5 protein-coding genes are annotated in these 6,955 nt (G+C 49.2%); 4 read left to right on the top strand and 1 reads right to left on the bottom strand.

Going from position 1 to position 6,955, the window contains the following annotated elements; genetic code table 11:
- Positions 1-497: 497 nt before the first annotated feature.
- Positions 498-1,247, bottom strand: a complete 750-nt coding sequence (locus H6G89_RS15940; protein WP_199336752.1) for an ABC transporter ATP-binding protein — start codon at positions 1,245-1,247, stop codon at positions 498-500.
- Positions 1,248-1,607: 360 nt separating this feature from the next.
- Here H6G89_RS15940 and H6G89_RS15935 point away from each other — a divergent pair, with 360 nt between their 5' ends.
- From H6G89_RS15935 to H6G89_RS15920, 4 genes are all read left to right on the top strand, one after another.
- Positions 1,608-2,762, top strand: a complete 1,155-nt coding sequence (locus H6G89_RS15935) for an aromatic ring-hydroxylating oxygenase subunit alpha (protein WP_190508035.1) — start codon at positions 1,608-1,610, stop codon at positions 2,760-2,762.
- A gap of 426 nt (positions 2,763-3,188) precedes the next feature.
- The gene (gene glnT, locus H6G89_RS15930) at positions 3,189-4,547 is read left to right on the top strand and encodes a type III glutamate--ammonia ligase (RefSeq protein WP_190508033.1); all 1,359 of its coding nucleotides are present in this window, start codon (positions 3,189-3,191) and stop codon (positions 4,545-4,547) included.
- A 161-nt stretch (positions 4,548-4,708) separates the two neighbouring features.
- Positions 4,709-5,443, top strand: a complete 735-nt coding sequence (locus H6G89_RS15925; protein ID WP_242059960.1) for an ABC transporter permease — start codon at positions 4,709-4,711, stop codon at positions 5,441-5,443.
- A 467-nt stretch (positions 5,444-5,910) separates the two neighbouring features.
- Entirely contained in the window at positions 5,911-6,912 is a 1,002-nt protein-coding gene (locus H6G89_RS15920; RefSeq protein WP_190508030.1) for an alpha/beta fold hydrolase, read from the top strand.
- Positions 6,913-6,955 lie beyond the last annotated feature (43 nt).

Below are 6,955 nucleotides of genomic sequence, written 5' to 3'. Positions count from 1 at the left end.
ATCGAGGAGTTCAGGTCGAAAAGTCATAGTACGAGTGTCTCGGGTCTAGTAGTTCATTAGATCTCATTTCTGACCTTTGACACAATCTAATTTACAATCCCGGTGAAGGGGTTCCACCCCTTCTTGGGGGCGAAGCCCCCAAACCCCCTACATTGCAGAACTTTGTGTTCGCAAAACTAGATTGTCATGATGTCAAACGACAATTGGGGAACAGTGAAACCAACTGCTAAGCCAATCCGATTTTTGGCGTTGCTAAATTGCAGATATGATTCTCAAAAACTGACTACTGCTGCACGAACGTTTCGCGAAATGATCGGTTAAATTAGCAATACCCGATTTTAGCCCTCGCCTTTATCCTGCTTGACTTCGTTTATCTCTCAGCCTTTATCCTTCAGCCTTTATTCTTCAGCCTTTCCTCTTCCCTCTTCCGTCTTCTTTTTTCTCTCTTCTCTTTTCTTTCTTCCTTCTTTTATCCTTCAGCCTTTATCCTTTCCGCCTTACCCCTCATCCCGCAGTGCGTGAATGATGTCGCGTTTGATATCCACAAACTCTGAGGAGAGTTTGATTTCCAGATCGCGTTGTTCTGGAAGGGCGATCGGCACTTCTAACTTGAGCTTTCCAGGGCGACTACTCATGACATACACCCGCTGAGACAGGAAAATTGCCTCCTCTACATCATGAGTGATCATCAGCACCGTAACGTGGGTACGCCCCCACAGGTCAAGCAAAAACTGCTGCATTTGCTCTTTGGTTTGGGCATCCAGCGCACCAAAGGGTTCATCCATTAACAGCACTTCTGGTTCGTTGGCTAGAGCACGAGCGATCGCCACTCGTTGTTTCATCCCGCCTGAAAGCTGTTTGGGATATGCCTTGGCAAACTGGGTTAACCCGACCACATCGAGATAATATGCCACTCGCTCCTGCTGCTCGGCTTTGGGCATCTTGCGGAGTTGCAAACCAAAGGCAATGTTTTCTGAAACCGTGAGCCAGGGATAGAGGGTATAGCCCTGAAACACCATGCCACGATCGGAACCTGGACCCAAAACTACTTCGCCATCGACCAGGACTTGCCCTGCGGAGGGAGCAACTAAACCTGCGACGATGTTGAGCAGGGTTGATTTGCCACAGCCAGAGGTGCCCACAAGACAAACAAACTCTCTGGAATAGAGTTGCAAGTTAATCCCTTGCAGCACCATCAACGGCTTGCCCTGCACTGAAAACGATTTATAGACGTCCCGCACCTCCATCTTAGGAGCCTGAGGCGATCGCAACCCATTAACTTCATAGGTCGATTGAGAGTTAGGGTTTCCTAAAGAGTGAAAAGGGCGGACATTCAGCATGGTAGAGTTCCTGCCAATCGTCGGGATTTGCTGATAATACTCTCTCAGTTAAGCCGATGAAAGCGAGATCAAGTGTTAACTCCGATACACTTGCTGTAAAGCTGGAAATCCCGTCCCCAGGTTAATCGGTGGATGTTCTCCTGCCAGAACGTAGTTTGAGATACAAAAAACAACCCATAGCCCTATACACTAATCGGGGAATGCATTAAGTTATGTTGATTTGCGTTGAGATTAGAACGATAGATTAGTGCAGGTGGCTGGGTTCTCATGAATCTCCAAACACAACAAGAAACTGGGTCACGTTTGGCTTGGTTACGCTCGTGGCAACCGCGATCGCTCCATTGCGATGCGATGTCTCTCCCTGCTGAGATGTATTTTTCCCCCGATATCTATCGGCTTGAGCAACAGCATGTTTTTGGTAAGCATTGGTATTACGTTGGGCACATCAGTCAGTTAGAAGAAGCGGGTTCCTACTTCACCGTTGATATTGCTGGACAACCCCTGATCATTCTGAAGAACCGAGTCGGGGAACTGCGGGCTTTTTTTAATATCTGCACCCACCGTGCTGGACCACTCGCATTGGGAAGCGGCAAATGCAACCACCTCACCTGCCTCTATCACGCCTGGAGCTTTGATCTCGATGGCAACCTGCGTGGCATCCCCGATATGGAGGCAGCGGAAAACTTTGATACCGCTGACTATGGGTTGGCTCCGGTTCAGATCGACACCTGGGGACCGTTTATCTTTGTTAACCCCGACCTGAACGCTCCACCTCTGGCGGTTCAACTGGGCGACCTGCCCGACCTATTTCAACGCTATCAACTCGATACCTGGAGGCGGGTTCACACGATCGACTACTGGGTCGATGCCAACTGGAAACTCTACGTTGAAAACAACGCTGAGTATTACCACGAGCCGATCGTTCATCCCTGTTTGTTGCGCTACTACAAGCACAATACCGCTGAGGCACGCCATTACCACTATTTGCAATACACCCCCGTTTTGACTGAGGACGATCGCTGGTTTTTGGCAGACCCCGGTTACTACATCCCCGGACTTACCCCCGAAGAGATGGAGCGAATTGCAGTGATGAGCTTCTTCCCTAACTTTGCCTGGATTCTCTCACCGGGTCACGCCATCATTTATCTGATCGATCCGCAAGGACCAACGAGAACTCGCATTCGATGGGAGTGGTTGGTGCCCAATACCGCGATCGCCACCGCTGAGGAAAACGTGCAACCCTTAGTCGAATTTGGCGACAAGATTCAAAAAGAAGATTTGCTGCTGTTGCCCGAAATTCAAAAACGAGTGCAGGCGATCGGCTACAAACCGGGACGTTTGTCCCCAACCAAGGAAATGGGAACCCATCTGTTTCAGGAGTTCATCATGAAGGCGATACAAAGAGGAGAGGGAAAAGGATAAACGATAAAGGATGAAGAATAAAAGAGGGAAGAGGCGCGATTTATCACGTCTGTACGAAGGAAAAAAGAAGAAAAAAGGATAAAGGATAAGACAATTCCAAACCCAAACCCTAATTAACACTCGGCCTAACTACTAACCATTGACTATTGACTATTGACCACTGACTCCTGACTCCTGACCCCTAACCATTGACCATTGACCCCTAACTATTGACTAATGACCAATTCCCTTAAAAGAAATGCCTCACCTATGGAAGGATGGAAAAAGAAAGAAGAATGAAAAAAGAAGAGTGAATAATCAAAATTTTCAGAATTAGTACTGAACCAATGTTGTTCTAACCCTTCTTCACTTTTCGTTCTTCTTTTTTCTCTCTTCTTTTCTCCCTCTTCTCTCTTCATTTTTCTTTCTTTCTTCTCTTTTCCTCCTATGGCTGACTACCTCACCCCAGAACTGCAAGCCCTCAAAAACTCCCTGGAAGAGCAGGGCGTAAAGTATGCCCTCGCCAGCTTTGTCGATATTCACGGCATGTGCAAAGCCAAGGCGGTGCCACTCTCTCATTTATCGCAAATGGTAGCAGGGTCAGAGCTATTCACCGGGGCAGCACTGGATGGGGTGCCGCAGGATGTCAGCGATGAGGAAGTCTCTGCCCGTCCCGATTTGTCTTCCGTGATGGTGTTGCCGTGGAACTCGAAATTTGCCTGGTTTGCCAGTGACCTCTATCTCAAAGGCGAACCCTTTGAAGCCTGTTGCCGCAGCATCCTCAAGAAAGTGTTGGCGCAAGCCGCTGAGATGGGTTACACCTTCAACCTGGGCATCGAAACCGAGTTTTACATTCTCAAAGAAACTGCGAATGGCTTTGCCCCCATCAGCGATCTGGATACATTGGCGAAACCCTGTTATGACCTGCCTGCCTTGCTCGATAACTATGTCTGGATCACCGAAATCGTCGAGGCGATGAACCAGTTGGGTTGGGATGTCTACTCGTTTGATCACGAAGATGGCAACGGTCAATTTGAAACTGACTTTGCTTACTGTGATGCGCTCAAAATGGCCGATCGCCTCACGTTCTTCCGTCTGATGGTCAAAGAGATCGCTAAGAAACATGGCTATTTCGCCACCTTCATGCCTAAACCATTCCCGAACCGCACAGGTAGCGGTGCTCACTACAATATGTCGCTGGCTCACGTCAAAACAGGAGAAAACCTGTTTGCTGACCCCAACGACCCCCGCAAATGTGGCTTGTCGAAGCTGGGCTATCAATTCATCGCTGGCGTCTTAAAACATGCCCCTGCGATCTGCGCCCTGATCGCCCCTACGGTCAACAGTTACAAGCGGTTGGTCAAGCAGGGCAATATGTCTGGTTTTACCTGGGCACCTGTTTATATTTGTTACGGCAACAACAACCGCACCAATATGTTGCGGATTCCCTTAGGGGGTGGGCGTGTGGAGTGCCGTGCGGCGGACATCTCAACGAACCTGTATTTGGGAGCGGCGATGATTTTGGCGGCGGGGCTAGAGGGCATTCGGGAAGAACTCGACCCCGGTGAGCCTCATACCGAAAATATGTATAACTATTCGCTGATTGAACTCTCACAAAAAGGTATTAATTTCTTACCTCGGACGTTGGGAGATGCCATTAATGCCTTTGCTGCCGATCCCCTCAGTGAGGCAGTCATGGGTCCGTTAATGTACGAAACCTATGTCCGGTTCAAATCTCAGGAATGGCAGGAATATCACAATCACATTTCTGATTGGGAGATTCAGCGATACCTCAAGTTCTTCTAACATTAACACCCTATTTACTACACCTAGAGGATACACAACCCGTGGCGCAGTCTAGCCTTCCTACTCCTATCTCCTCGCTCTCCACTGAAAAACGATATTTAAAGCCCTCGGTTTTTTGGAGCATTCGCCAAGGGTTCCCCCGTTGGTTATCCATCTTGATCATGACGCTGTCATTGGCTGTGCCCCTGCTGGTGTGGGCGGCGATTAGCTCAACGGGATGGGTGCCAGCTATGTTTTTACCGACTCCGTGGGCGGTGTTGCAGGCGGGTATCACCATGTTCCAGGAAGGGCTAATGACGGATGTCTTATCCAGTTGTGGACGGGTGGCAGGTGGCTTTTTGCTGTCGGTGATGATTGGTGTGCCGATGGGAATTGCGATGGGCACGTTTTACAGCATGGATAGCCTGTTTGCACCGATCGTGGGAACGGTGCGCTATATGCCTGTGATGGCGTTTGTCCCTCTCATCATTATCTGGGTTGGTCTGGGTGAAGAGTCTAAGGTGTTGATCGTTTTTCTGGGAGTTGTTCTGTATAACACCATGATGGTTGCGGATGCGGTGAAGTTCATTCCCAATGAGATGATCAATGTAGCTTACACGCTGGGGGCCAGTCGATGGGATGTGTTGTTTAAGGTGATTGTACCTGCGACGTTTCCCAATGTGCTTGATACAGTCCGGGTCAATATCGCGGGAGCCTGGAACTACTTGGTAATTGCGGAGTTGGTAGCGGCGCAATATGGTCTGGGTTTTAAGATCTGGCAGTCTCAGCGGTTTTTGCAAACTGAAAAAGTGTTCTTTTGTATTGCTCTGATCGGCATTATTGGAGTGTTGATCGATTACGGGTTGAAGTGGATTTCGGCACTCCTGACTCCCTGGGCTGATCAGACCAATCACTAGAGGGTACAAATTTATTGCTGCACCTCTTGTGGCAAGGCTCCGCCTTGTTATGTCGTGCTGAAGGCTCTGCCTCCAAAGCTAGGGTCATCGGAGGCAGAGCCTCTAAATCCAGATTCCCTGCCAGAGGCTAGCTAGTAGGTTGGGTTGAACAGTGTGAAACCCAACGCCTCTGCAAATGTTGAGTTACGCTGACGCTAACCCAACCTACAAAATCTGATGTTATTTAGTTTTTATTCCTAAGTACTGCTATTCACAGATAGGGTTCGGAAATAAAACAAGCGGGTGTGGGGCTGTGCCCCCAGCCAGGGGTTCCACCCCTGCACCCCAAATTCTCACCCCTATTTTACGACGAGTTGTACTAAGGGTTGCAAATTGGTTAGAGTGCAATTTTCTGAGTAGGGACATGACATGTCATGTCCCTACAGAGCTGACAAATCTTCAGGTTCTTTAATTCACATTCCTAAACAATGACCACTGAATATGAAGTGTATGAGTTAGGCGATGTTCAGTTGCAGTCGGGTGAGATTTTGCCAGATGCAAAGCTTGCCTATGTCACGTACGGTGTGTTGAATCCTCAAAAAGATAACGTGATTATCTTCCCGACCCACTATGGCGGCACTCATCGCAGCAACGCCGCTTTGATTGGCTCAGGACGTGCCCTCGACCCCGATCGCTACTTCATCATCATCCCCAATCTGTTTGGCAATGGGCTGTCCTCCTCGCCCAGCCATTTTGCAGACCCGACAACGTTTTCGGGAGTGACGTTGTATGACAACATTCAGTGTCAGTTTCGCTTAATCACTGAACAGTTTGGCATTGAGCGGATCAGGCTGGTGTTGGGTTGGTCGATGGGGGCACAGCAGACCTATCACTGGGCAGCCCTCTACCCCGATCGCGTTGAGTGCATTCTTCCTTACTGTGGCTCAGCCAAAACTTCCGTGCATAACGGCGTGTTTCTGGAAGGAATCAAAGCCGCTTTAACCGCCGATGCCACCTGGCAAAAGGGGCGGTATACGGAGCCACCTGTAGCCGGACTCAAAGCGTTTGGACGAGTTTATGCAGGTTGGGCGTATTCGCAAACATTTTATCGAGAGGGACTGTATCGCAAACTGGGATTTGAAACCGTTGAGGCACTGTTGCAATGGTGGGAAGACGACCATTTAACCTGGGATGCGAATAATTTGTTAGCGATGATCTGGAGTTGGCAACACGCCGACATCAGCGACAATCCTTTGTATCAGGGTGATTTTGTGCGGGCACTGCGATCGCTTCAAGCCAGGGCGATCGTCATGCCCAGTGAAACGGATTTGTACTTTCCACCAGAAGACAGTGCGATCGAAGTGTCACACATGCCAAACGCTGAGTTAAGAGTCATTCCATCTGTGTGGGGACATGCGGCGGGTGGACCGGGCTATAACGCAGCGGATACAGCTCTGATTGAGGCAGCGATCGCCGAGTTACTTGCCTGAAATTTGATTCGCATCTTCTTGCTGAAACTTGCCCTCCAAAAAA

Source organism: Oscillatoria sp. FACHB-1407 (genome assembly GCF_014697545.1).
In the GTDB taxonomy this organism is placed as follows: Bacteria; Cyanobacteriota; Cyanobacteriia; order Elainellales; family Elainellaceae; genus FACHB-1407.
Note: the sequence above shows the minus strand (reverse complement) of the source record. Positions and strands in the feature narration are given on the sequence as shown.